The sequence below is a fragment of the Actinomadura syzygii genome, assembly GCF_008085905.1.
Lineage (GTDB): Bacteria > Actinomycetota > Actinomycetes > Streptosporangiales > Streptosporangiaceae > Spirillospora > Spirillospora syzygii.
Window position 1 is genome coordinate 586605 of record NZ_VSFF01000001.1, and the last position, 23225, is coordinate 609829.

General features: G+C 70.4%; 27 protein-coding genes and 1 riboswitch. Of the genes, 12 read left to right on the forward strand and 15 right to left on the reverse strand.

Annotated elements, in window-relative coordinates:
• Window positions 1–82: 82 nt before the first annotated feature.
• A complete protein-coding gene (locus FXF65_RS02905; RefSeq protein ID WP_148348085.1) occupies window positions 83–631 on the reverse strand; it encodes a hypothetical protein in 549 nt (182 codons plus the stop codon).
• Window positions 632–730: 99 nt separating this feature from the next.
• Between FXF65_RS02905 and FXF65_RS02910 the strand changes: the two genes are divergently transcribed.
• Together FXF65_RS02910 and FXF65_RS02915 are read left to right on the forward strand one after the other, a co-directional pair.
• Window positions 731–2356, forward strand: coding sequence for a pentapeptide repeat-containing protein (locus FXF65_RS02910; protein ID WP_148348086.1), 1626 nt, complete (start codon window positions 731–733; stop codon window positions 2354–2356).
• Between the two features lie 81 nt (window positions 2357–2437).
• On the forward strand, window positions 2438–2755 hold the full coding sequence (locus FXF65_RS02915) for a hypothetical protein (protein ID WP_148348087.1): 318 nt from the start codon (window positions 2438–2440) through the stop codon (window positions 2753–2755).
• Between the two features lie 164 nt (window positions 2756–2919).
• On the opposite strand, the gene FXF65_RS02920 is transcribed toward FXF65_RS02915, so the two are convergent.
• Both FXF65_RS02920 and FXF65_RS02925 read right to left on the reverse strand, forming a co-directional pair.
• Window positions 2920–4074 carry a CU044_5270 family protein gene (locus tag FXF65_RS02920; RefSeq protein ID WP_148348088.1) on the reverse strand — a complete coding sequence of 385 codons (1155 nt, stop codon included), beginning with the start codon at window positions 4072–4074 and terminating at the stop codon, window positions 2920–2922.
• Window positions 4071–4877 carry an RNA polymerase sigma factor gene (locus FXF65_RS02925; protein ID WP_246198309.1) on the reverse strand — a complete coding sequence of 269 codons (807 nt, stop codon included), beginning with the start codon at window positions 4875–4877 and terminating at the stop codon, window positions 4071–4073. The genes FXF65_RS02920 and FXF65_RS02925 overlap by 4 nt, the downstream gene beginning before the upstream one ends.
• Before the next feature lie 228 nt (window positions 4878–5105).
• On the opposite strand from FXF65_RS02925, the gene FXF65_RS02930 reads away from it, so the two are divergent.
• Genes FXF65_RS02930 through FXF65_RS02945 form a run of 3 tightly spaced genes read left to right on the forward strand, consistent with a single transcriptional unit; the run spans window position 5106 to window position 8612 of the window.
• Complete coding sequence (locus tag FXF65_RS02930) at window positions 5106–6299, forward strand: PP2C family protein-serine/threonine phosphatase (RefSeq protein WP_148348089.1); 1194 nt, start codon at window positions 5106–5108, stop codon at window positions 6297–6299.
• Window positions 6299–8182 (forward strand): sensor histidine kinase, encoded by a 1884-nt coding sequence (locus FXF65_RS02940; RefSeq protein WP_187412055.1) that lies wholly within the window; start codon window positions 6299–6301, stop codon window positions 8180–8182. The genes FXF65_RS02930 and FXF65_RS02940 overlap by 1 nt, the downstream gene beginning before the upstream one ends.
• Window positions 8175–8612 (forward strand): response regulator, encoded by a 438-nt coding sequence (locus tag FXF65_RS02945; protein WP_148348090.1) that lies wholly within the window; start codon window positions 8175–8177, stop codon window positions 8610–8612. Before FXF65_RS02940 ends, FXF65_RS02945 begins: the two co-directional genes overlap by 8 nt.
• Before the next feature lie 25 nt (window positions 8613–8637).
• Here the strand turns inward: FXF65_RS02945 and FXF65_RS02950 are convergent, their stop codons facing one another.
• Window positions 8638–9066, reverse strand: a complete 429-nt coding sequence (locus FXF65_RS02950) for an ATP-binding protein (protein WP_148348091.1) — start codon at window positions 9064–9066, stop codon at window positions 8638–8640.
• A 321-nt stretch (window positions 9067–9387) separates the two neighbouring features.
• Here FXF65_RS02950 and FXF65_RS02955 point away from each other — a divergent pair, with 321 nt between their 5' ends.
• Entirely contained in the window at window positions 9388–9696 is a 309-nt protein-coding gene (locus tag FXF65_RS02955; protein ID WP_148348092.1) for a hypothetical protein, read from the forward strand.
• Here the strand turns inward: FXF65_RS02955 and FXF65_RS02960 are convergent.
• Window positions 9677–10492: a helix-turn-helix domain-containing protein gene (locus FXF65_RS02960; RefSeq protein ID WP_148348093.1), complete on the reverse strand. Its 816-nt coding sequence runs from the start codon at window positions 10490–10492 to the stop codon at window positions 9677–9679. The two genes, FXF65_RS02955 and FXF65_RS02960, sit on opposite strands and share 20 nt — an antisense overlap.
• An 87-nt stretch (window positions 10493–10579) precedes the next feature.
• Here FXF65_RS02960 and FXF65_RS02965 point away from each other — a divergent pair, with 87 nt between their 5' ends.
• Entirely contained in the window at window positions 10580–10981 is a 402-nt protein-coding gene (locus FXF65_RS02965; RefSeq protein WP_148348094.1) for a nuclear transport factor 2 family protein, read from the forward strand.
• A 49-nt stretch (window positions 10982–11030) separates the two neighbouring features.
• Here FXF65_RS02965 and FXF65_RS02970 read toward each other — a convergent pair whose 3' ends face one another.
• The 3 genes from FXF65_RS02970 to FXF65_RS02980 form a co-directional block, all read right to left on the reverse strand.
• Window positions 11031–11480 (reverse strand): lamin tail domain-containing protein, encoded by a 450-nt coding sequence (locus FXF65_RS02970; protein ID WP_246198310.1) that lies wholly within the window; start codon window positions 11478–11480, stop codon window positions 11031–11033.
• A gap of 142 nt (window positions 11481–11622) precedes the next feature.
• Window positions 11623–12000, reverse strand: coding sequence for a hypothetical protein (locus tag FXF65_RS02975; protein ID WP_148348095.1), 378 nt, complete (start codon window positions 11998–12000; stop codon window positions 11623–11625).
• Window positions 11979–12377 carry an ATP-binding protein gene (locus FXF65_RS02980; protein ID WP_148348096.1) on the reverse strand — a complete coding sequence of 133 codons (399 nt, stop codon included), beginning with the start codon at window positions 12375–12377 and terminating at the stop codon, window positions 11979–11981. Before FXF65_RS02980 ends, FXF65_RS02975 begins: the two co-directional genes overlap by 22 nt.
• Window positions 12378–12533: 156 nt before the next feature.
• Here FXF65_RS02980 and FXF65_RS02985 point away from each other — a divergent pair, with 156 nt between their 5' ends.
• Window positions 12534–13343: a helix-turn-helix domain-containing protein gene (locus FXF65_RS02985; RefSeq protein ID WP_148348097.1), complete on the forward strand. Its 810-nt coding sequence runs from the start codon at window positions 12534–12536 to the stop codon at window positions 13341–13343.
• On the forward strand, window positions 13334–13525 hold the full coding sequence (locus FXF65_RS02990) for a DUF397 domain-containing protein (RefSeq protein WP_148348098.1): 192 nt from the start codon (window positions 13334–13336) through the stop codon (window positions 13523–13525). Before FXF65_RS02985 ends, FXF65_RS02990 begins: the two co-directional genes overlap by 10 nt.
• A gap of 19 nt (window positions 13526–13544) precedes the next feature.
• On the opposite strand, the gene FXF65_RS02995 is transcribed toward FXF65_RS02990, so the two are convergent.
• Complete coding sequence (locus FXF65_RS02995) at window positions 13545–14324, reverse strand: SDR family NAD(P)-dependent oxidoreductase (RefSeq protein WP_342787274.1); 780 nt, start codon at window positions 14322–14324, stop codon at window positions 13545–13547.
• Window positions 14325–15034: 710 nt separating this feature from the next.
• Window positions 15035–15234: riboswitch (cobalamin riboswitch) on the forward strand.
• A 98-nt stretch (window positions 15235–15332) separates the two neighbouring features.
• Between FXF65_RS02995 and metE the strand changes: the two genes are divergently transcribed.
• Window positions 15333–17579: a 5-methyltetrahydropteroyltriglutamate--homocysteine S-methyltransferase gene (gene metE, locus FXF65_RS03000; RefSeq protein WP_148348099.1), complete on the forward strand. Its 2247-nt coding sequence runs from the start codon at window positions 15333–15335 to the stop codon at window positions 17577–17579.
• Between the two features lie 59 nt (window positions 17580–17638).
• On the opposite strand, the gene FXF65_RS03005 is transcribed toward metE, so the two are convergent.
• The 6 genes from FXF65_RS03005 to FXF65_RS03030 all read right to left on the reverse strand — a co-directional run bounded on the left by FXF65_RS03005 (window position 17639) and on the right by FXF65_RS03030 (window position 21764).
• Window positions 17639–18415 carry an ATP-binding protein gene (locus FXF65_RS03005; RefSeq protein WP_148348100.1) on the reverse strand — a complete coding sequence of 259 codons (777 nt, stop codon included), beginning with the start codon at window positions 18413–18415 and terminating at the stop codon, window positions 17639–17641.
• 499 nt (window positions 18416–18914) lie between these two features.
• Window positions 18915–19112 carry a DUF397 domain-containing protein gene (locus FXF65_RS03010; RefSeq protein ID WP_067892539.1) on the reverse strand — a complete coding sequence of 66 codons (198 nt, stop codon included), beginning with the start codon at window positions 19110–19112 and terminating at the stop codon, window positions 18915–18917.
• 30 nt (window positions 19113–19142) lie between these two features.
• The gene (locus tag FXF65_RS03015) at window positions 19143–19985 is read right to left on the reverse strand and encodes a helix-turn-helix domain-containing protein (RefSeq protein ID WP_148348101.1); all 843 of its coding nucleotides are present in this window, start codon (window positions 19983–19985) and stop codon (window positions 19143–19145) included.
• Between the two features lie 114 nt (window positions 19986–20099).
• Entirely contained in the window at window positions 20100–20363 is a 264-nt protein-coding gene (locus FXF65_RS03020; protein WP_148348102.1) for a DUF397 domain-containing protein, read from the reverse strand.
• A 31-nt stretch (window positions 20364–20394) separates the two neighbouring features.
• Complete coding sequence (locus tag FXF65_RS03025; protein ID WP_222868342.1) at window positions 20395–21222, reverse strand: SAM-dependent methyltransferase; 828 nt, start codon at window positions 21220–21222, stop codon at window positions 20395–20397.
• 95 nt (window positions 21223–21317) lie between these two features.
• Complete coding sequence (locus FXF65_RS03030) at window positions 21318–21764, reverse strand: helix-turn-helix domain-containing protein (RefSeq protein WP_148348104.1); 447 nt, start codon at window positions 21762–21764, stop codon at window positions 21318–21320.
• A 28-nt stretch (window positions 21765–21792) separates the two neighbouring features.
• Here FXF65_RS03030 and FXF65_RS03035 point away from each other — a divergent pair, with 28 nt between their 5' ends.
• Window positions 21793–22734 carry an NAD(P)/FAD-dependent oxidoreductase gene (locus FXF65_RS03035; protein ID WP_148348105.1) on the forward strand — a complete coding sequence of 314 codons (942 nt, stop codon included), beginning with the start codon at window positions 21793–21795 and terminating at the stop codon, window positions 22732–22734.
• Window positions 22735–22826: 92 nt separating this feature from the next.
• A complete protein-coding gene (locus tag FXF65_RS03040) occupies window positions 22827–23216 on the forward strand; it encodes a hypothetical protein (RefSeq protein ID WP_148348106.1) in 390 nt (129 codons plus the stop codon).
• Window positions 23217–23225 lie beyond the last annotated feature (9 nt).

Here is a 23225-nt window from a genome sequence, read left to right on the forward strand (position 1 = left end):
GTTACGCCCACGTATCCGACTCTCCGATCGTTCCCGGAGTTCCCGCAGTTCACTCGGCGTACCCGGCGGCGATCGCGACCCACTACGGTGCGGACTCGCCCGTGATCAGGCGGTGGCCGAGCCGTCCGGCCAGCTCCGCCACGAAGGCGTCGGAGAGCCGCGGCCAGTTCCAGAAGCGCAGGCCCAGCTCCGCGAACGCGCACGAGGTCGGCCAGATCCAGCCATTCAGGGCAGTCCGGGCGCCGCAGCGGGCGCAGACGAGCGACCCCGGGCCGCCCTCCAGCCACTCCTCCACCTCCGCGAGGACGACCTCGAACGGCAGCCAGGCGTCGCAGTTCGGGCAGGCGACCCGGTCGTCCTCCCGGACCGTTCCGTAGAAGGCGCTGCGGCCGACGTCCACCTCCAGGCCGTTCGGCCACACGTCGGGGAATCCGCCCAGGTCACCCGCGAGGACCGTGGTGGCGGCGGGGCCGGGCGCGTGGCCGCCGGGGACGTCGCCGAGCACGCAGTCGGTCCGGTCCGCGACCACGATCCCGGCGCCCACGAGACGGTCGAGAAGGGCGCGGGCGAGATCGGGCGCTTCCCCGGGATGGGCGTCGACGTCCGCGACCCACCGGCTGCGCTCCCCCACAAATCCACACATTACGCCGCGCGAGGTCACCGTGGGGGAGTACCGACCTGGCCACCTGGAGGGCTTCACTCGGTAAGGCCCCGTGGGTAGAACGAAACCGTGACCTCTCACGAGCCCTCGTCGCCGTACACGACCGCCGTCTTCTGGCCGCGCTGCTCTGCCGTCGACGGATGCACCGGACGCACCTCCGGATCCTCCGGGCGCTGCCCCGCCCATCTGCGTCCCCGCGACTTCGAGCGGTTCGTGGCGTCGCTGCGTCCCGGGGGCGACCTCGACCTGCGCGGGGTCACGATCCCCGCCTGGCTGCTGGACGCCGTCCTCGACGCCGTCACCGGGCCCGACGGCCGCCCCCACCTCGGCCGGACGCGGTTCGACGGCGCGGTCCTGCCGACCGACGCCGGGCTGCGCGGCTTCTGCGTCGAGGGCGACAGCTCGTTCGACGGCGCCTGCTTCCTCGGCGCCGCGTCCTTCTTCGACGCGCGGTTCTTCGGGCACGTCTCGTTCCGGGGCGCGCGGTTCGGCCGCAACGTCTCCTTCCACGGCGTGCGGTTCCACCAGCACACCTCGTTCGAGGAGGCCGTGTTCGCCGGGGACGTCCTGTTCGGCGAGGCCGCCTGGAACGCCGACGCCTCCTTCCGGCGGGCCGTGTTCATGGGCGCCGCCTGTTTCGACCGTGCCAAGTTCGGCCGGGACGCCGCCATGCAGGCCGCGTGCTTCGGCGGGGCCGTGTCGTTCCGGCGCGTCCAGGTCGCCCGGCACGCCCGCTTCGAGCGGACGAAGTTCCGCCAGGGGCTCTGGCTCGGCCCCCTCGTCGCGGGCGGCCGGATCGGGCTCGCCGACGTCACCGCGCACGGCGGGCTCCGCGTCCACGCGTCGGCGCGGCAGGTCACGGCGCACGGCGCGGCCGTCCACGGGGAGGCCGACTTCCGGCTCCGGCACGCCGAACTCGACCTGGAGGACGCCGTCTTCGACGGGACGGCGTCCGTCCGCGCCCTCGCCCACCCCATCCAGGGCCTCCCCGAACCCGCCTGGGCCACCGCCTCCCCCCGCCGCCCGGTCGGCCTGAGCGTTGGGACGGGCGCCCGGACGAGCGTTGGGACGGGCGTTGGGACGGGCGTTGGGACGGGTGCCGGGGCGGACGTTCGGACGGGCGCCGGTGACGGGCCGTTCGGCGAGGGCGCCGGGGCGGGGCGGGCTTTCGGAACGGTCCGGGTGACGTCGCTGCGGCGGGTCGACGCGAAGCGGGTGCGTCTCGACGGCGTCGACCTGAGCGACTGCGCCTTCCTCGGCCTGCGGCGGCCGGACGCGCTGCACCTCACCGGCGGCTGCGCGTTCGCGCGGACGCCCGGCCGGACCTGGCCGCGCCGCTCGCCGGGCCGCGCCGTCCTCGCCGACGACCTCGCCCACCTCCGGCCGCCGGCGTCCGGCGCGCGGCTCGCCGCGCTGTACTGGGACCTCGCGCGGGCCGCCGCCGACTCCGGGCACGGCCGGCTCTCCCGCGACTTCCGGTACAACGCGCTTGAGCTGCGGCGACACAGCGAGCCCGTCCCGTGGCGGCGCTGGGGGCTGCACCTCATGTGGGTCACCTGCGGTTACGGGCTGCGGGCCGGACGGGCCGTCGCCTGGCTCGCCTTCATCGTGGCGCTCGTCTGCTGCGGGGCGACGCTGCTGGGTCACGACAATGAGCAGGAGATCGTCCCCTACTTGAGCGTTCCCCGAACATAACTCGCCGGTGCGGGCCCCTCCGGGTTCGGCGAAATGAGGCGCGGCCTTGTTTTGTCAGACCCATGGGTAATCATTCTTGTTATGAGCAGAGACACCCATCCGGGGGTGCAGTGCCCGCACTGCCAATCGCATCTCGCGCTCGTCCCCGTGCCCGGAAACCCCGCGTCCGGAAACTCCGCCGTCCCACCGATCCCCGTCGTGCCGATCACGCCGAAGGAGGAATGGCAGCCGCCGCCCGTCGCCGAAGTGCTCGCGGTTTACGCGGGGCGCGTGAAGGACTCCGCCACCGCGTCCCGCGGCGCCGCGAAGGTCAGGGAAAGCCTCAACCGCGCGCGGTCCGCCGGCACGCAGCGGCGGGCCGCCCAGAAAACGGCCCGCCGCACACCCAAAAGCGCCTGATCACATCCCGAACACTAACGACCCCTCGCCCCAATGACTCGCCCCAATGACACGACACGTCCCCGCGACGACTCGAACACGACCCGCACGCGCCCCGAACGCTCCTCCAAGGGCGACGCGAAAGGGACGGCACCGGGTGGGCGCCGTCCCCTTCCGTAACACGGTCACTTGGGCTGCGCGTCAGTCCATTCCGCGGTGACCCCGACCATCGAGTTAAGGACCTGACCGGCCTTGAACTCGGCTCCGGCCGAGGGCTTCAACAGGATGCTGTCGAAGGCCAGCGCGGTTCCCGTGGACAGGTCGAGCACCACCCGATGGCGGATCACTCCGGCGTCCGTCCGCTCGTCCACGGCGACGGCGTCGCCCTTGCGCCCCTCCGAGTCGGTGACCTTCCCGATCGACTTCACCTGCGGCAGCCCGGCCAGCACCCGGAAGGCGGCCGACCGCACCGCGGGCTTCACCGGCATGCCCACCACGCCGCGCGCCACCTCGAACAGCCACGCGTCCGCCCCCATCGGGACGTCGCCCTCGGTGCTGTGGCCCTTGTACCCGCGCAGCAGTTCGGCCTTGAGCTTCGCCGGGTCGGACGGCAGCGACCGCAGGTCCTTCATGGTCACGTTCCGGCCGAGCCAGAAGATCGTGCCGTCCTTCAGCGGGCTGCTGCTGAGCCTGCGCTCGCTGGGCGCCGCGCGGAGCACGAGCGGCTTGCGGAACTTGTTCCCGGGGGTGATCGAGACCTGCACGTTGAAGGTGGTCGGCGAACCGGCGCGCTGCCACGCCTGCGCGTCCCGCATCGTCGCGGGCTTCACGTCGAGCTGGTGGACGGCGCCCCACATCCGGCCGGTCGGGCTGCTCGGCACCCAGCCCTCCTCCATCTGCCGCATGACGACGGTGTAGGCCGCGTCGCCCTTGCCCACCCGGTAGTAGTGGGACGCGATCGTCCGGTCGTGCCAGTAGGTCCGCACCTTGTCGGGCTGCCCGGCCGCCTTGTCCGCCGCCGTCAGCAGGACGGTCTTCACGTCGATCACCTGCTCGGCGCCCGCGCCGGGGGCGTGCCGCGCCGGGCCGTCCCCGCCCGTCGGGACGAGCGTCACCGCCGCCACGGCCCCCGCCGCGACCGCCCCGGCGAGCCCGAGCCCCCACACCGGGCGCACCCGCCTCCGCCGGTCCGGGACCACCGCCCGCACAGGGGCCTCGCCCCGCGAGACCGTCGCCATCGCCTGTGCCAGTTCGGCATGCCGCACCCGCTCGTCGAGCGGCGCGGCCGGGTCCAGTTCGGCGGGACGCGCGTCCCGCAGCGTCCGCATCGCGTCCTTCATGACATCTCCTTACCGACGATCCCGACCCGCGTCCCGGCGGGCGTCCCATTGACCACCGCAGGCGCCGCCCCGGCGGCCCTCGCACGCCGCCCCCGCGGTACCTCCCGCGCACCTTCCGCCGCCCCCGCGGGCACCGTGCGCTGCCCCGACGGCGCGTCGTAGGCGTCCGCTGGCGCCCCGGCAGCCACCGTGTGCTGTCCGTGCGGCCCCTCGTGGGCGCTCGCCGGTGTCCCGGCGGGCATCGTGCGGTGCCCTTGCGGCCGTCGTCCCGTGGCCCTTCTGGGGCGTTCCTGCGGTGTGTCGTGTGTTTCTTCCGCGGCGCGGACCAGGCGGCGCCGGGCGCGGTGCAGCCGGACGCGCAGCGCGGCCGGTGAGCAGCCGACCACGCGGGCCGCGTCGCGCGGCGACAACCCCTGCCACGCGATCAGGACGAGGATCTCCTGGTCGCCTTCCGGCAGGGCCGCCATCGCGCGCAGGACGGCGAGCCGGTCGGTCACGTCCTCGGCGATGTCCCCGCCGGGGTCGGCCGCCGCCGTCCATCTGCCCAGCTCGGCCGCGAACGCCGCGCGCCGCGCCTCGGCTCGGTGTCCGGCGCGCAGCACGTTCCGCGCGACGCCGAGCAGCCACGGCAGCGGCGGCTCCGGGACGTCGGGGAGCCGCCGCCACGCGATCGTGAACGTCTCGGCCACCACCTCGTCCGCGTCCTGGCGTCCGACGCGGCTGGCGGCGTACGCCCACACGCGCTGCCGGCATTCGCCGTAGATCGCGGTGAAGCGTCTCTCGTCGGGGGCTTCATCTGCCACCGCCTGCTCCTCCGTCCCTCCGGGTTCTGACTGACACGGGGTAGTGGCGCGGGACGGGCCGCCGTTACACGACGGGCGTCGTCTTTCCGGAAGAGGTGTGTGGCGGCGCCACCGTTTCCAGTGCGTCCGGTGCATTCCGTCGATCGTGTGCCCTTAATATTTGTGCGCGACGGCGAGCAGCCTCCCCCCATTTCCGCGCGTCTCGCGCCGGGCCCAAGGAGCGGACACATGACCGCCATGCACGGCCGCGGCGCCGAACGCCTTCTCGGCGTCGCCGCTTCCCCGCACCTACTCCTCGTCGAGGACGACCCCGCCGACGCCATCCTGTTCGAGGACCTGCTGACCGAGGCGCAGCCCGACGTCCGGATCACGGTCGCGACCACGCTACGCGAGGCGCTCGGCGCGCTCCGCCCGGAGATCCAGTGCGTGATCGTCGACCTGTCGCTGCCGGACGCGCACGGCCTCGACGCGCTCCGCCAGGTCCTCGCGCACGCGCCGGGCACCGCCGTCCTCGTGCTGACCGGCCTCGCCGACGCGCACGTCGGGGTGGAGGCCGTCGCCGCCGGCGCGCAGGACTACCTCGTCAAGCAGGACATCGACAGCGCGCTGCTCACCCGCGCGATCAGCTACGCGATCGAGCGCAAGCGGGCCGACGAGTCCGAGCGGCAGCTCGTCGAGGCACGTGCGCTGAGCAGGGAGAACGCCCGACTTGAGCGGGGCCTGCTGCCGGTCCCGATCCTGCCGGACGACACCCTGCGCCACCACGCCCGCTACCGGCCGGGCCGCTACCGCGCGCTGCTCGGCGGCGACTTCCACGACACCGTGCAGACCGCGGACGGCGCCGTCCACGCCGTGATCGGCGACGTCAGCGGGCACGGCGCGGACGAGGCGTCGCTCGGGGTGCGGCTGCGCATGGCGTGGCGGACGCTCGTCCTCGCCGGGCACACCGGCGAACGGCTCCTCGACACGCTGGACGCCGTCCTGCAGCACGAGCGGTGGGGCGACGAGATCTTCACGACGGTGTGCATGCTGACCATCGCTCCCGACCGGCGGTCGGCGCGGCTGCACCGGGCCGGTCATCCGCGCCCGCTGCTCTTCGGGCCGGACGGGGTGGAGCCCGTCCCGGACGCGCCGCGCGGCCCGGCCCTCGGCCTGTTCCCCGGCGCCGACTGGCCCGGCCTCGAACTCGAACTCGGCGACTCGTGGGGCCTGCTGCTCTACACCGACGGCCTGATCGAGGGCCGCGCCGGGGACGAATACCTCGACCTGTCCGGGTTGACGGAGCTGGCGCGGGCCGCGCACGGCGACGGGCAGCAGGGCGACATCCTCCTGGACGGCCTCATCGCGGAGGCGGAACGTCTGAACGGCGGCGTCCTGTCCGACGACATGGCGATCCTCATGCTCAGCCGGGACGAGCCCTGATGCCCCCGAACGAGACGCCCCCCAACGAGCAGGGGCGGAACGAGCAGCCGCCCGACGACCGGTCCCCGGCCGAGCAGGCGCGGGACGCGCGGGCCCCGGGGCCGGGCGAGCAGGCGCGGGACGGGCAGGCTCCGGGGGAGCAGGCCCGGGAGGAGCGGCGGCAGGCGCGGGACGAGCGGGCCGAGCGGCGGCGGGTGTGGGATTCGGGGCCCGCCGTGGTGCTGTCGGCGGCGAACGTCCCGGAGCCGAGCGGGCTGGGCCGGATCCGGCTCGTCCAGCTCTACCGGATCGGCTCGCTCGTCATCGGAGTGCTGCTGCTCGCCGCGTTCGCGCAGACGGGGATGGCCCTCTACGAGAACGAGCGCGCGCGGAGCGTCCTCATCGACCAGGTCGACCAGGCGGCGCTGGAGCAGTCCAAGCTGTCCGCGGCGATCGCCGCCCAGGACAGCGCGATCCGCGAGTACGCGCTGGACGGCGGGCAGGACCGTCTCGCCGAGTACCACGCGGCCGTCCAGCAGGAGACGGCGTCCGTCGCGCGGATACGGCAGGTGCTCGACGGGGTCGCCGGGAGCGGGAGCGTCGTCCGCCACCTGGACAGCACCGCGGGCGACACGCAGACGTGGCGCGCCGCGTTCGCCGACCAGGTCGCGGCGGGGCCGGGCGGGCGGAGCCTCCTGCCCGACCAGAGCAGGGAGGCGCGGCGGCTCCTGAACCGGGCGCGCGACGACATGGAACCGTTGCAGTCCGGCATCGCCGAGCTGCACGACCGGACCGTGGCGACGCTCCGCTCCCGCGCCCGCACGACCCTGTGGTCGACGGGCGGCGCGCTCGCGCTGGTGGTGCTGGTGTCGCTGGCGCTGGCGATGCTGATCCGCCGGACGGTGCTGACCCCCGTGTCGACGCTGACCGAACGGGTCCGCGCCGTGGCGCAGGGGGACTTCGCGCATCCGCTGGACGTCCCGGGACCGTCCGAGATCAACGAGCTGGCGGTCATCATCGACGCGATGCGCGACCGCATCATCGAGGAGTGGCGCGCCAGCGTCGCGCAGACGAACCGGCTCGACGCGCAGACCGAGGAGCTGCGCCGGTCCAACGCCGAGCTCGAGCAGTTCGCGTACGTGGCGTCCCACGACCTCCAGGAGCCGCTGCGGAAGGTCGCGAGCTTCTGCCAGATGATCGAGCGCCGGTACGGCGACCGGCTCGACGACCGCGGCCTCCAGTACATCGAGTTCGCCGTGGACGGCGCCAAGCGCATGCAGGCCCTCATCAACGACCTGCTGGCCTTCTCCAGGGTCGGACGAGTGTCGAGCGTGGACGACGCCGTCGACCTCAACGAGGTCGCGCGGCAGGCGCTCGGCAACCTCGCCGCGCTGCGCGAGGAGACGGGCGCCGAGGTGGACGTCGGCGACCTGCCGCGCGTGTCCGGCGACCGCGCGCAGTTCGTCCGGCTGTTCCAGAACCTCGTCGGCAACGCCATCAAGTTCCGCCGCCCGGACGAGCCGCCCCGCGTCGTCGTCGACGCCCGGCGCGCCGGGGACGAATGGGAGTTCCGCTGCGCCGACAACGGGATCGGCATCGAGCCCCGGCACGCCGACCGCATCTTCCTGATCTTCCAGCGGCTGCACCCGCGCGACGAGTACACCGGCACGGGCATCGGCCTCGCCCTCTGCAAGAAGATCGTCGAGTACCACGGCGGCCGGATCTGGCTCGACACCGACGACCCGGACCGCACGGACGGCGCCGACGCCGCGGGCACCACGTTCCGCTGGACGCTCCCCGTCCAGCCCGACCTCGAACCCGAACCCGAACCTGCGCCCGAACCCGAACCCGAGACCCAAACCCGACCCGAACCCGAATCCGATGACGGAGGGAAGCATGCGTGAAGCGCCGCACCCCATCGAAGTGCTGCTCGTCGAGGACGACCCCGGCGACGTGCTCCTGACCGTCGAAGCGTTCGAGCACAACAAGGTCAACAACAAGCTGCACGTGGTCAACGACGGTGAGCAGGCGATGGCGTTCCTGCGCCGGGAGGGCGAGTTCGCGGACGTTCCCCGTCCCGACCTCGTGTTGCTCGACCTGAACCTGCCGCTCAAGAGCGGCCTCGAGGTGCTGGCCGAGGTCAAGGCGGACGACGAGCTGCGAAGCATCCCCGTCGTCATCCTCACCACGTCCGAGGCCGACGAGGACATCCTGCGCAGCTACCAATCCCACGCCAACGCCTATGTGACGAAGCCGGTCGACTTCGACCAGTTCATCTCCGTCGTCCGCCGCATCGACGACTTCTTCGTGACGGTGGTCAAACTGCCGCGCTAACGACTCCGAAGAGGCCGATATAGCGTCAGCTCGCCAGCGACTTCTCGAAATGGACGATCGCGCCATCTCGGTTGACGCGATCGGCGAAGCGCAGTTCCTCCGTGAACGCGCGCATGAGTTGCAGCCCCCGTCCGTGCTCGGCCAGCGGCGCGCTCTGCGCGACCTCCCAGCCCGTGTCGAGTCTCGGCTCCATGGTGTCGAACTCCTCGGCGACGCCGCCGTCGATGACCTCGACGACGCACCTCGTTCCGTCCATCCGTGCCCTGACCTCGTACTCCTGCCCGTTCGCCGCGTGCTGTATGACGTTCGCGCACGCCTCACCCAGAGCCAGCGCGATGTCGGCACGGATCTCGGAAGCGACCCCGAGCCCGCGGAGCGAGGCGTCGAGCGTGTGTCGCACCAGCGGAGCGCTCTCGGCGTTCCTCGGCAGGGTCATTTCGAGAACGACCTCCATGCCATTCGCCTCCGTTCCCTCTAGCAGCCAGATTTCCCGTTGTTCTCCAACGGAAACTCCAGTCACCGGAAAACCGTCTCGGCCTGCCACTGGACGCCTTTCCCACGAAACGCCCGTCTACCCGTACGGTGGAGCGCTCCCGCCCGGCCGGGCGCAACGAGCACACCAAGACGGGGGCGTGATCTAGCAGGTAGACCGCATGCTCGCGCGGCGAGGGCGTCCAATCCGTGACATCCCCCTCACTACCGGCTGGAACCGGAACCTGTTCGCGGACCGGTGCATCTATCCGTGCGACATGGTTGTTGGCACGGGGAGGGTTCCGTGGTTCGTCCCGCATCGTTCATCGCCGTTCTCGCGCTCGGCGGCGCGCTGCTGGTCAGCGGCTGCCAGAGCAACAGCTACAGCTGCAAGAACGGCGTATGCCACGTGACCGTCTCGGGCGCCGGGCAGACCGTCGACCTGAACGACTCGAAGGTCACCGTCTCGGAGATCAGCGACCGGGGCGTCACGGTGTCCGCGGACGGCTCGGGCCCGGCGACGATCGCGGTCGGCGACACCGCGCGGATCGGCGGCGTCCAGATCACGGTCACGTCCATCGACGGGGAGAAGGTCAAGTTCGATCTGCGGTAGGAGCCTCGTTCGTGCTCGCGGACTCGGCTCGCGGGCCGGTGAAGTAGGCGGCGCTCTCGGCGTCCGCCGGGTAGTAGGACTCGATCGCGATCTCGTCCAGCGTGATGTCCATCGGCGTGCCGAACGTGGTGATCGTTGAGAACAGCCGCAGTTCCCGGCCGTCGACGCGCAGGACCATCGGGATCAGGACGTCGGACTCGACCGACCGGCTCGCCGCGTCCTCCTCGGGGACTGTCGCCAGCAGTTCCTCGTAGAGCGCGGCGAGCTCGGCGTCGGGCGCGGAGGCGAGCTGCCGTGTGATCCGGGAGCGGAACACGGCGCGGACGTCCGCCAGGTTGGCGACCATGTGACCGAGCCCGCGCGGATCCAGGCCCAGCCGCAGCAGGTTCATCGGCGGCCGCCGGAGGTCGGGATGGACGCGGGCGAGGAACGGGTCGAGGGCGCGGTTGGTCATCACGATGTTCCACCGGCGGTCGAACGCGAGCGCCGGATACGGCTCGTGCGCCTGGAGGACCCTGGCCACCGCGTCCCGGGCCGCCGAGAGCGCGTCGTCGTCGAGGGTCCGCTCGGGGTAGCGGGGCGCGAATCCAGCCGCGAGCAGCAGCCGGTTGCGGTCGCGCAGCGGCACGTCGAGCTGGTCCGCGAGGCGCAGGACCATGGCGGCGCTCGGGTTCGACTTCCCGGTCTCGACCAGGCTGACGTGGCGGGCGGAGACGTCGGCGGCGAGCGCGAGATCGAGCTGGCTGAGCCGCCGATGCGTCCGCCACCGCCGCAGGAGTTCACCGACCGTGTCCACGCCCACCGAGCGTACTCAGCTCACGGCCGGACGCCATGAAATGCCATTTCATCGACAAGCCGCCGGGACCGGGGAAGCCTTGCGTCCATGAGCAGCGATAACAAGAGCATCGTCCAACAGGCCCTGTCCGAACTGCTGGGGCCGGGCGGCGTCGACGCCCTCGCACCATTGATTCGCGACGACTTCCTCCACCACAGGCCGGACGCGACGTCGTCCACGAAGACGGAATGGCTGGCCGCGGTCGGCGCGGCCCTAGTTCCACTCGCCGACATGCGCATCGAGATACGGCACGTGCTGGCCGATGACGACCACGTGGTGATGCACACGCGCCGGTGGCTTCCCGAGTCGGGGGCGGAAGTCGCGGTCATCGACATCCTGCGACTCGACGACGGCCTGATCGCTGAGGCGTGGGAAATCATCGAGCCGACATCCCATGCCACCGCGAACCTGTCGTGGTGGACCGAACGTCCGGCTCCTGCCCCGGCCTGACGCGGGGCGGCGCCCGGCTCCGGCATCATCCGGAGCCGGGCGCTTCCGTTCAGCAGTATTTCGAGGAGCCCGAGCTTCCCCAGGAGCACTTGTCCGCGACGCTACCGCTCGGGTAGAGCAGGTAGGCGGTGTCGCCGGTGTTGTTCCACACGTACTGCGACCGTCCCCAGTAACGCTGCGTCGCGCTGTTGGAGCCCTTCCCCGTGTGCACGTACACGGACTTGCGGCCCTTAATCGTGAACGTGCCGAAGGTGTACGTGTACCCGGTCTTGTCGCGGAGCTTCACGCCCTTGAGGTTCTTGGACGACGTGGACGTGTTGAACAGCTGCACCCACTCACCGTTCAGCGACGCGTTCGACCGCGTGTCCTTCCCCGGCGAGTCGTAGTACACCCGGTAGATCTGCACCGGACTGGCGGCCTCGGCCGGAACCGCCATGGCCACCCCGGCCCCGCCCGCCACCAGCACGGCAGCGGCCCCCGCGACGAGAAGCTTCTTCATCCCCAGTGATCCTCCCTGTTCGGACGAATCCCTAGATGTACCTGTATTCCCCGACTCACGAGAGGCACTGGCCATCTCTGGGCGCACTGGCAACCAGCACCCATGATCCCGCGTCAGTGACCGCCAGATGGACAGGAAGGGACTACCAGGTGGACGGGAACATGCGGTGCTTGAGGAGAGCGTCCACCTGCCCGATCGCGTGCTTCACGTCGCCGCAGGGAGCGAGGTAGCCGAACCGTCCGCGAGCGGCGTCGTAGTAGGCCCACGTCCCGCCGGGCACCGCCCGGACCCGCACCGCGACCCTGACGTGGTGCTCCGGACCGAACGCGAACACCCACAGCATGGGCAGCCAGTGCGGGTACTCCTCCGTCCGGTAGAGCTTGACGCACCGGTACCCCTTGGCCTGGGCCGCGGTCGCGAGCAGGTCGAGGTGGCGGACCGCCGTGGCCCGCCCCCACCGGGTGCGCCACCGCAGTAACCGGCGCTGGGCCCGGTCCTTCATCGGGCGCAGCGAGCCCATACGACCTTCCCTCCCCCGTCCAGCGGCCGGACGCCCCAGTCACTGACGAGCCGGACCATCAGCAGTAGCCCGCGCCCACACAGCGCGTCGTCGGCCGCCTCCCGAACGATGGGCAGCCCGCCCCCGTCGTCCGCGACCTCGATGAGCACGAGCCCTTCGTCCGCCTCGGGCAGCACCCGCACAACGATGCGCCCGAATCCGACGTGTTTATAGGAATTCGTAACCAACTCCGTAACCACCACTTGTCCGACATAGGCGTCGGCGCACCCCAGCTCGGCGAACCGCACGGCGAGATACCGGCGCGCCAAGGCGGGCGCACGGTCCGTAGCGTCGAGGACGAGCGCCGGCCGCTCCGGCGCGAGAGCTACCACTGACATCGCATGACCTCCGATCGCGTGTCCGGCTCATGTATCTGTCAGTAAGTCACCCATCAACACAGAGTTAGGGTTAACATCTCGAAAGACGCAACATCCCGATCATGATCTTGAAGCCCCAGTTATCGGCGGTTCCAGCCGGTTAAGGAGCGACGGCCCATGGCATCCCCCCGACGCAGGGCGGCGGCATCGCCTGCCCTCGCCGCATTCGGACGGCAGTTCAGGCGATACCGGGAGCGCGCAGGGTTAAGCCAGACCCGCGTCGCGCAACGCACCGGCAAGACCGCGTCCTTCGTGTCGCAAATTGAAAGCGGCAAGAAGCGCTGCCGCCGCGAGTTCGTCGAGATCATGGACCCGGAACTCAGGGCCGGCGGCGTCCTCCTCGGCCTGTACGACGACCTCAACGGCGACGGCCAGATGGGCTTCCCCACCTGGTTCGACTGGCCCGAAATAGAGATCGAAGCCGACCTACTCGTGACGTGGCAACACACCGTCGTCCCAGGTCTCCTCCAGATCGATGGCTATGCCCGCACATTCCTGAGCACTGACGAAGCGGTCCTCGCGCGCTTGGCGCGGCAGGAGATCCTCAACCGAGATGTTCCCGCCCCGACATCGCTGATCGCGCTGCTCAGCGAACACGTGCTCCACCACTTCGTGGGATCCCAAAAGATCATGCGCGAGCAACTCGAACATGTGCTGGCGATGAGTGAGGTCCCCCACGTGACTGTCCAGGTCGTTGTGAACGAAGACGGGATGCCAGCAGGCAACGGCGGATCGTTCGTCCTGGCGTCAATGAAGGACCGCAGCGAGGTGGCGTACCTGGAAACGGCCGTGCGTGGTCTCACCACTGACGATCCTCAAGACCTTGCAGAGATCGCGCACACCCTTGATAAGTTGAGACGCAACGCATTGCCGGTCGGCATGTCCCGGAGCCTGATCCGAAAGGTCATGGAGGAAAAATGGACCTGAGTAACGTGATGTGGCGCAAGGCGAGCCGGAGCACCGAGAACGGCGGCGACTGCGTTGAGCTCGGGGCCATGAACGATTCGGTCGCCATTCGCGACAGCAAGAATCCCGAGGGTCCCAAGCTCATCGTGAGCCGCAACGACTTCCGACATTTCGCCGAGTCGCTCAAGGGGCTTGGCTTGTAGGAAGCGTGTATGCCGTGGGCTAGGGCCGTGGCGGGGCTTCTTCCGGGTCGCGGCCCACGGCATGGCGCCCGCCGTCCACCGGAACGACGGCGCCATTGATGAAACTAGCCTCGTCCGAAAGCAAAAAGGCAACCGTCGCGGCCACTTCCTCTGGACGTCCGACACGGCCGACCGGGTGAAGCAAGCGCATCTCATTCTCAATACGCGCCACCTCGGCGGACGCCTGGCTTCCGAGGAACGTCTCGTACCGCTCAGTGGTGATGGAGCCAAGCGCGACGACATTCGTCCGAATACCGTACGGGCCGTAGTCAACGGCCAGCGCCCGACTCATCCCCTCGGTAGCAGCCTTGGCCGTCGCATACGGCAGCGAGCCCCGCACCGGCCGCTGCGCCTGGTGGGACGAAACATTCACGACGGCCCCACCCGTCCCAGCGTCCAAAAACCGACGCACGGCAGTGAAGCTCCCCACGACCGCAGGCTCAAAGTTCAACCCAACGAGCTCCAACACCTCACGCGCGGACGGCGACGGAACGTCCCGAAACACAGCCGCGTTGTTAACCCACCCAGAAAACGTCCCCGCCTCCTGAGCCAGGTCAGCGGCCCGCCCAGCAACATTCTCATCGGCCGCACTCCCCACGACCGGAATGACTTCAGCAGACTCCCCGGCCCATTCCACGGCAGCCGGATCGACCTCGATCACGACGACTTTCCCACCGTCCCCCCGAAGCCGCTCGACAATGGCCCGCCCGACTCCACGTCCCCCACCGGTAACGACATACGACCGCCCCACAGCACCCACCTCCGATTCGGCAACCTCCCCATGATCGCCACTAATCTCATGATGAACGAGCCAACCGCCGCCCACACCGGTGTACCGCGCCGCGAAGCGCCAGGGCACCTTCTCGTACCTTCCCGACCAAATGCCGACACCGCGAAGACCGTCATCACACTTCTGGCCGCCCCTGGGAGACGGAAGCCTGACCCAAGACAGTGCGAGCGGCCGGACCGGTCTGAGACGCTACAGACGTGCCGGCCGTCGAGATCAACCTTGATCGTTTCAGCGGCACGCCGAGGTCTCGTGCAAAACCGGAGGTTCGCTGCAATCACACCCCATGGACGGCCACCTAGGCACCGTCCAGCCAGCGGCTTTACCATGGGGTCCTCATCGCCCCTACGAGGGTTCGCAACCGGGGGACTCTTTCGGGTCGTCCTTATCCCGGATGCGGTCCTCATCGCCCCTACGAGGGTTCGCAACATGACCACTCGCTGGACGGCGGACGGTACGGCCTGGTCCTCATCGCCTCTACGAGGGTTCGCAACTAGATCAGGACGGGGAGCACGGTCACGACCGTGAGTCCTCATCGCCCCTGCGAGGGTTCGCCACCCGTAACGCGGCGCGGTCAGTGGCACGCGGGATTCGTGTTCTTATCGCCCTAGCGGGCGAGGCTGGTGGGGTGTGGGGCTTGTTCGGCGGACGTGTGCCTTTTGGGTGGGGGTCTTGGGGGTCGGTAGACTTTGGGATGCGGATGGTTCACTCGGGGACGAGTGTCGTAAGAGGGAACCCGGTGTGAGTCCGGGACTGCCCCGCAGCGGTTAGTGGGAACGACCGCCGTCATACGCACTGGGCCTCACGGCCTGGGAAGCGACGGCCAGTAGGAACGAGCACGGCGCCCGCGAGTCCGAAGACCTGCCTCCGCCCGTGCGCCAACTGGTGCGCGGTGGTCTGCGGCCTCGTGGGACGGTCGGCGGCGTCCGCTCCGCCGTGCGCTCCTCGGGGTCCGCCCGTGGCACAGCGAGGGAAGCCGCCATGAACACCACGATCCTCGGATACCCCCGAATCGGGGCGCGCCGGGAACTGAAATTCGCCACCGAGGACTACTGGGCCGGACGCGCCGACGCCGACGCCCTCCACAGGACGGGCGCGGAACTGCGCGCCGACGTCTGGACGTCCCTGCGCGACGCGGGCCTGGACGCCATTCCGTCCAACACCTTCTCGTTCTACGACCACATGCTCGACACGAGTGTCTTGGTCGACGCCGTCCCGGAGCGGTATCGGAAGCTGAGCGGGCTCGACCGGTACTTCGCCATGGCGCGGGGCGTGCAGGACGTCCCGCCGCTGGAGATGACCAAGTGGCTGGACACGAATTATCACTACATCGTGCCGGAGGCTGGGCCGGGAACGCGGTTTCGGCTGGCGGACGGGTCGGCCGCCAAACCGCTCGCCGAGTTCCGGGAGGCGCGGGCGCTCGGGATCGAGACGCGGCCTGTGCTCGTCGGGCCGCTCACCTATCTTCTGCTGGCCAAGGCCGAGGAGGGCGCGCCGAAGGAGTTCCGTCCGCTGGATCTGCTGGACGGGCTCGTCGACGTCTACTCCGAACTGCTGGAGCGCTTGGCCGGGGCGGGAGCGAAGTGGGTGCAACTGGATGAGCCCGCGCTTGTCGCCGATCGGTCGGAGGAGGAGATCGCGGCGCTGAGAAGCGCCTATGCGCGGCTCGGACGGCTTACGAGTAGGCCCCGGCTCATGGTCGCTACTTACTTCGGCACGATCGACGCGGACGCGTTGCGTGTTCTGGCCGCTAGCCGGGTTGAGGCCGTTGGGCTGGACTTTGTCGCGGGGCCCGAGAATGTCGACGTACTGGCGTCGGTGGGTGGGCTGCCGCGCAAGACGCTTGTTGCGGGTGTCGTGGACGGGCGCAACGTCTGGCGCACCGATCGGCGCCGGGCCAAGGCCACCTGCGCGTCCCTGCTCGGGCTCGTCGACCAGCTGGTGGTGAGCACGTCGTGCTCGCTTATGCACGTCCCCATCGACCTGGACGCGGAGACCGCGCTCGGCGCCGGTGTAAAGGAGCGGCTCGCGTTCGCGCGGCAGAAGGTCGGGGAGGTCGTCGCGCTCGGACGGGCGTTGCGTGAGGACGTCCCACTTCCTGATGATGCGATTGCGCCGCCTGCGGCGGTCAACCAAGAAGTGCGCGAACGGCTGGAAACGTTGGACGGTAGCGAGCGCGGGGAAAGGGGCGTGCGGTTCGAGGCGCAGCAGGAGGCGCTGGGACTGCCCGTGCTGGCGACCACCACGATCGGGTCGTTTCCGCAGACGTCCGAGATCCGGCGGGCCCGTGCCGACCGCCGCGCCGGGCGCATCAGCGAGGACGCCTACACCCAGGTCATGAAGGACGAGATAGCCCGCGTCATCGCGCTGCAAGAAGACCTCGGGCTGGACGTCCTCGTGCACGGCGAGCCTGAGCGCAACGACATGGTGCAGTACTTCGCCGAGCAGCTCGACGGATACGCGGCGACCCAGCACGGATGGGTGCAGTCGTACGGGTCGCGTTACGTCCGGCCGCCGATTCTGCATGGGGACGTCGCGCGGCCTCGGCCGATGACCGTCGACTGGGCTACCTACGCGCAGTCCCTGACGAACAAGCCCGTCAAGGGGATGCTGACCGGGCCCGTCACCATGCTGGCCTGGTCGTTCGTCCGGGACGACCAACCCCTTGAAGACACCGCCCGGCAGGTCGCGCTGGCGCTACGGGACGAGATCGCCGACCTGGAGGCGGCCGGGATCCGCGTCGTCCAGGTGGACGAGCCCGCGCTCCGCGAACTGCTCCCGCTCCGGGACGCCGACCGTCCCGCCTACCTGGACTGGGCGGTCGGCGCGTTCCGTCTCGCCACCTCGGGCGCCGCCGACACGACGCAGGTCCACACGCACATGTGCTACTCGGAGTTCGGCGAGATCATCGGCGCGATCGGTGCGCTGGACGCCGACGTCACCAGCGTCGAGGCGGCCCGGTCGCGGATGGAGCTGGTCGCCGACCTGCGCGCAGCCGGGTATGCGAACGGCATCGGGCCCGGCGTGTACGACATCCACTCGCCGCGCGTCCCCGCCGCCGAGGAGATCGAGGAGAACCTGCGCCGCGCGCTCCTCGCCGTCGAGCCGAATCGGCTGTGGGTCAACCCCGACTGCGGGTTGAAGACCCGCGCCTACCCGGAGACGGAGGCGTCGCTGCGGAACCTGGTCGCGGCGGCGCGGCGCGTCCGCGCGGAGCTGACCGGCTGAGCCCGGCACCGCATGGCCCGTCCGCTGCCCCCCGGCGCGGTCGGGCCATGCGGCCCCCTCTACTGCCGGTCGTCCCCTCCTTCAGAAAGCCCTTCGTACACCCGGACGAGCTGCTCGCACACCTCGGTGATGTCGGTGACCGGCAGTTTCCCGGTCTCGCCGGAGCGGGCGCACCAGCGGAACGTCGCCGTCTCGCACCACACCGTCAGCTCCCCGGGCGCGGACAGCATCGCGACGCCCAGCTCGTTCCGCGGCGCGAGCCGGTGCAGGCCGCGCTGGACGAGCATCGCCTGCAAGTCGCGCATCGAGCTCGTCCCGGCCGTCCTGGGGGCGAGCGGACGCGGATGGCCGGTGCGGGTGGCCGGCACCGCGAACCAGGTGGCCTTGCCGCGCACCACCGGCGTGCTGAGCCGGGACCGCGTCGGATGGTGCCCCCACCGGCCGGCCGTGAGCAGCTCGATGATCTCCAGCCCGCGGCCGTGCTCGTGCATGCCGCCGACTCGCTCCGGCGGACGCCGCCAGTGCCGGAGCGAGTCGAACGCCTTGACGACCAGTTCGTCCCCGCCGAGGACGGAGGCGCGCTGGTAGACCCACAGCTCGGCGCGGGAGCGTCCGGAGCGAGGGGTCGCGTGCTGGAGGACGTTGGTGGCCAGCTCGCTGACCATGATGGCGACGTCGTCGGCGTCCTGGACGGCGAGGCCGAGCACCGGGAGCAGCGTCCTGACCTGGGCACGGGCGACGGAGGCGATCGACTCGTCCGCCGGCAGCGGGATCGCCGCGCAGCCGCCGGGCTCCAGACTCCAGGGAATCCCGCACTCCGTTGCGGCCTTCGTCATGACGCTCACCCTCGGGGTTTCGCGGAGCTGTGTTCGCGTTTCAGACAATCGCGACATGAGCCTCATAGGCCCGCGAGTCGCTATGTGTGATTCACAGATCAAAGCTTCGCACATCCCGGCCAGAATGGGGCGTCACACGAGCAAGCTTGTTCGGGCACGACTGAGACGTTCACCGAACTGGCCTGAAACCGCACAGACCACGCCCCGGAACGGCCCACCAAACACGTACCGGCGGCGCCGGAGACGTCCCGCCGCCCGCGCTGTAGCGTTGACGAGGCCTGAGAGAGGGCCGCACACGCGAAGATCCCCCAGGGGATGCAGCCCCTGGGGGATCCGGTGTGCGGCCCGGCGATCGCGCGGAGCCGCTCGCCCTACCGGGACCGCGGGCGCGCCCGCTGGTGGAGAGCCGCTCCCGCGGGGTCGGCCCGGTCGGCGGTCCGATGCCGGAGGACGCCCGCGCCGTGCGCCCTCCGGTCGGCCACGCCGCGCGGCATGCCGGTCAGCGGTCGTACCTGCCCGCGCGCAGGTCGCCGAGGAACGCGGCGAAGACGGACCGGGGGACGACGTGCGCTCCGGCCTCCGGGGTCCTGCTGTCGCGCAGCCCGGTGGCCGTCCCGAGGTCGGCGACCTCGACGCAGCCGCCGTTGCTGCTCGCGCTCGCGGTGGCCTTGAACCATCGTGCCTGAGAGAGATCCATGTGTGCTCCGCTCGCTCTCTCGCGCCGGACTCACTCCAGCGCGGCGATCGACTTCTCCAGGTGTGCCGCGGTGTCGGCGGTGCTCAGGGCCGCCGCGCGGATCTGCTCGAAGATCCGGTCATACGCCTCCACTTTCTCGGGGGTGTCGATCTCCTGGATGTCCGCGTCGTTCTCCAGGAAGACCAGCGGCGGCTCGCCGCCGGGGAAGCGGAAGATGTTGACCAGCGTCGACATGCCGGGGTGCAGGCCGTCCGACAGGCGGAGCAGCCGCAGCTCGACGTTCGGCCGCCGCGACATGGTCAGCAGGTGGCGGAGCTGGGCGCGGCGGTCGCCCGCGTCGCCCCACTCGTACATCAGCGCCGCCTCGGTGATCAGCGCGACCAGCTCGGGGGCCTTGCCCTCGTCCCGGTCGAGGATCTGCTGGCGGCGCAGCCGCGCCCGCAGCGCCCGCTCGCGCCACTCAGGCGACTGGAACCCCGACGCCAGCAGGGCCTGCATGTACGGCAGCGTCTGCAGCAGGCCCGGCAGCACCAGCGGCATGATCACGTGGATGCGGGACGCGTCGCCCTCGAAACCCGGGAACTCGTTGTCGAAGACGTCGGGATACTCCCGCCACCAGGCGCGTTCCCGCGCCAGCCCGGCGAGGCGCTCCAGCTCGCCGAGGTCGCTGCCCTCGTAGATGCGCGCGAGGTCGCGGATGTCGCTCAGCTCGGGACGGACCCAGTTGTTCGCCTCGAACCGGCCGACCTTGCCGCGTCCCCAGTTCAGCCGGTCGCACACCTGGTTGGCGGTGTATCCGGCGTCGTCGCGCAGCTCGCGCAGACGCCGCGCCAGGCCCCGCTTCGCGACGGTGGCCCCGTACGCCTCGCTCACCGGAACCACCTCCCCTGATCTCCGCCCGCCATCAGCATACGCCTTCCCAATTTGTGAATCACAGATGCTGACAGGGAGGATTTCGGAGACGCCGTGACCGCAGCGAAGCGAGGATCACGGCGTTCCCCGCGGGGGTTCGGGGGTCGCCCCCCGAAAGGGCGCAGCAGCGTGATCGAACTCTCCTTTCCTCACTCCGTCCAGGAAGCAGGTCCACTCGTGCTCGTCGAAGACGGAGACGGGGCCGTCGGCGGTGCGCAGGAACGTCCACTCTCCGGAGAAGGCGACCTCGATCGCGCCCTCGGCGGTGCCTGAGCGCTTCCAGTCCAGGGTGTCGGGATCGAGCCCCAGGTCGTCCAGTGTGGGTTTCTTCGTGGTCATGCGAGTCCCCTCGTTACGTGCGTTTCCCAGGTCAGGCGGGCTTTCTCGCGACCGCGCAGTAGGACCAGCGGGAGCCGTCGCTGTCGGCGGCCTCGGGGTCCTCGGCGCCCCACTCGCCCGCGTAGACGAGGTCCGGCGCGGCGCCCTTGTAAGGCGGGACGATCTCCAGCCCGTCGAAGTAGCGCGCGATCTCCTCCCGCGACCTGGTGTGGACGTTGGCCGACGACTTGGAGTAGGCGTCCTTGAGCCCGCTGACGGCCCGCTCCGCCTGCCGGTCGTGCGTCCCGGCGGACAGCGCCAGATAGCTGCCCGGAGCCAACCGGTCCATGTACCGGCGGATGACGCCCCACGGGTCGTCCGCGTCCGGGACGAAATGCGTCAACGCGACCACCAGCAAAGCCACCGGCTGCGTGAAATCGATGGTCTCCTGCGTGACGGGATGCGCGAGCAGCCCCTCCGGGTCGCGGAAGTCGGCCTGGATGAAGGCCGTCCCGTTCACGCCGGTCAGCAGTTTCTGCGCGTGGGCGCGCACCATCGGGTCGTTGTCGGCATACAGAACGCGCGCTTCCGGCGCGACGACCTGCGCCGCGTCGTGCGTGTTGTTTCGGGTCGGAAGTCCCGCGCCGACGTCGATGAACTGGCGGATGTCATGAAGCGCGAGCCAGCGAACCGCGCGTTGCAGAAAGCCACGATTCGCCCACGCAGCGTCTTCGGCTTCCGGCATCGCCATCTTGACCTTGGCAGCGGCGATACGGTCTACCTCGAAGTTCTCCGTGCCACCGAGATAGAAGTCGTACATTCGGGCCGGGCTGGGGATATCGGGGTCGACCCCGGGGGGAACCTGATCTGTGTCGCTCACCGGTCGGGCCTCCGTTGCGGCAACTTGTGATGCACGAATTATGAAACAAGTTCGCCGATCCCGCGAAGGGCAGCAGGGGAGGCGAGCCCGTGCGGTCAGTCGTGCGTGGACGGGGCGACGGCGCAGGAATTTCCCCGCGCATCGCCAATGGCCTGCGGATTCTCGGCCAGCCACCGGTAGCCGGGACATTCGAGAATGTCGTCGGCGGTGCATTCCATGACGTGCTCGATCAGCGCCTTGGACGCGTTCAGGGCCGCGATGCGCCGTTCCAGCTCGGCGTGCTGGCGGCGGAGGAGGGCCTGGCGCTCGTCCCGTCCGGGGGCGTCGAGCATGGCGCGGATCTGCTCCAGCGACAGGCCGCCCTCCTTCGCCCGGACGATCGTCATGACCCGGACGACGTGCTCGTCGGTGTACACGCGCCGCCCGTTCACCCGCGCGGCCGGGGTGAGCAGCCCCATCGCCTCCCAGTGGCGCAGCACGTGCGGGGCGAGGCCGAACCGTCCGGCCAGCTCGCCGATCCGCAGCGCCGCGCTTGACTTCATGTTGACATTAACTTGCAGACTCGTCGCCATGTCAACCTTCGATGGACCGGACGCGTTCGACGTGCTGATCGCGGGCGGCGGGCCCGCCGGGATGTCCGCCGCCCTCACCCTCGGCCGGACGCACCGCCGCGTGCTGCTGCTCGACGCCGGGGAGGGACGCAACGCGCCCGCCGACGCCGTCCACAATTTCCTCACCCGGGACGGGACGCCGCCCGCGCGACTCCGGGAGATCGGCCGCAAGGAACTGTCGGCCTATCCGACCGTCCGCATTCAGGACGATGCCATAACCGACGTCGCCGCCGGGCCGCCTTTCGAGGTCACGCTGGCTGGTGACGGGAAAAAGGTGCGGGCGCGGCGGCTCGTCCTCGCGACCGGGCTGGCGGACGACCTCCCCGACCTGCCCGGAGTCGCACGATTGTGGGGCCGTTCCGCCTTCCACTGCCCTTATTGCCACGGATACGAATGCACCGGCAAAACGGTCGCCGTCATGGGATCAGAACCCGCACGGGTGCGACTGGCGCTGCAATTGAGCCGGTTCGCGGCCGATGTGGTGCTGTGTACCAACGGCGTCCCATTCCAAGCAAAGGGAATCGGCGTGCGGTGCGAGCCCGTCGTCCGTCTGGACGCGGACGGCGACCGGCTCGAACGAATCGTCTTCGCGGACGGCCCGCCCCTCGACCGCGACGCGGTGTTCGTCGAGAACGTCCCGCGACAGCGCTCCGACCTCGCCGCCCGACTCGGCTGCGCGCTGCTTCCAGACGGCAGCGTGGAAATAGAGGAGTTCGCCCGGACGAGCGTCCCCGGCGTCTACGCGGCGGGCGACATGGCGCGGCGCGCGACGTTCCCGATGCCGATGGCGGCGGTGGTCGGCGCGGCCGCGTCCGGGACGCTCGCCGGGGCCGTCGCCGACCAGGACCTGATCTCCGAGGATTTCGGCCTGCCCAACCCATTCGCCGCGCGCCCGGCTTGACGGACGACCATTCCCGGCCGCCGTGAATGGCGAACAATTACCGGTTCACCGCCGTCGTACCGCACTAGGGTCGAAGGCGGAGGTGGCGGAATATGGATCTTGTGGCGCTGTCCGAGGCGGCGGCCGCGCTGGTGGCCGCGGGCGCGACGGGCGCGGCCCAGAGCGCGGGCGAGCAGGCCACGGCGGGGATGCTGGCGCGGATCCGGTCGGTGTTCCACGGCGACGCCCGCGCGACGGAGAGCCTGGACGAGGCCGCGTCCACCGGCGACGAGACCGCCGTCCAGGAACTCGCCGAGTCGCTGCGCTGGTACGCGCGGCGCGACGAGGGGTTCGCCGCCGACCTGGAGCGCTGGGCGGGCGGGCACGTCGAGGTGACGCAGAACGTCATCGCCGGGCGCGACGCCTACACCGCCGCACGCGACCAGCACGTGACCCATCACCACGGCGCCACCAGCCAGCACGGCACGTCCGACGACGACTGACGGGCGCCG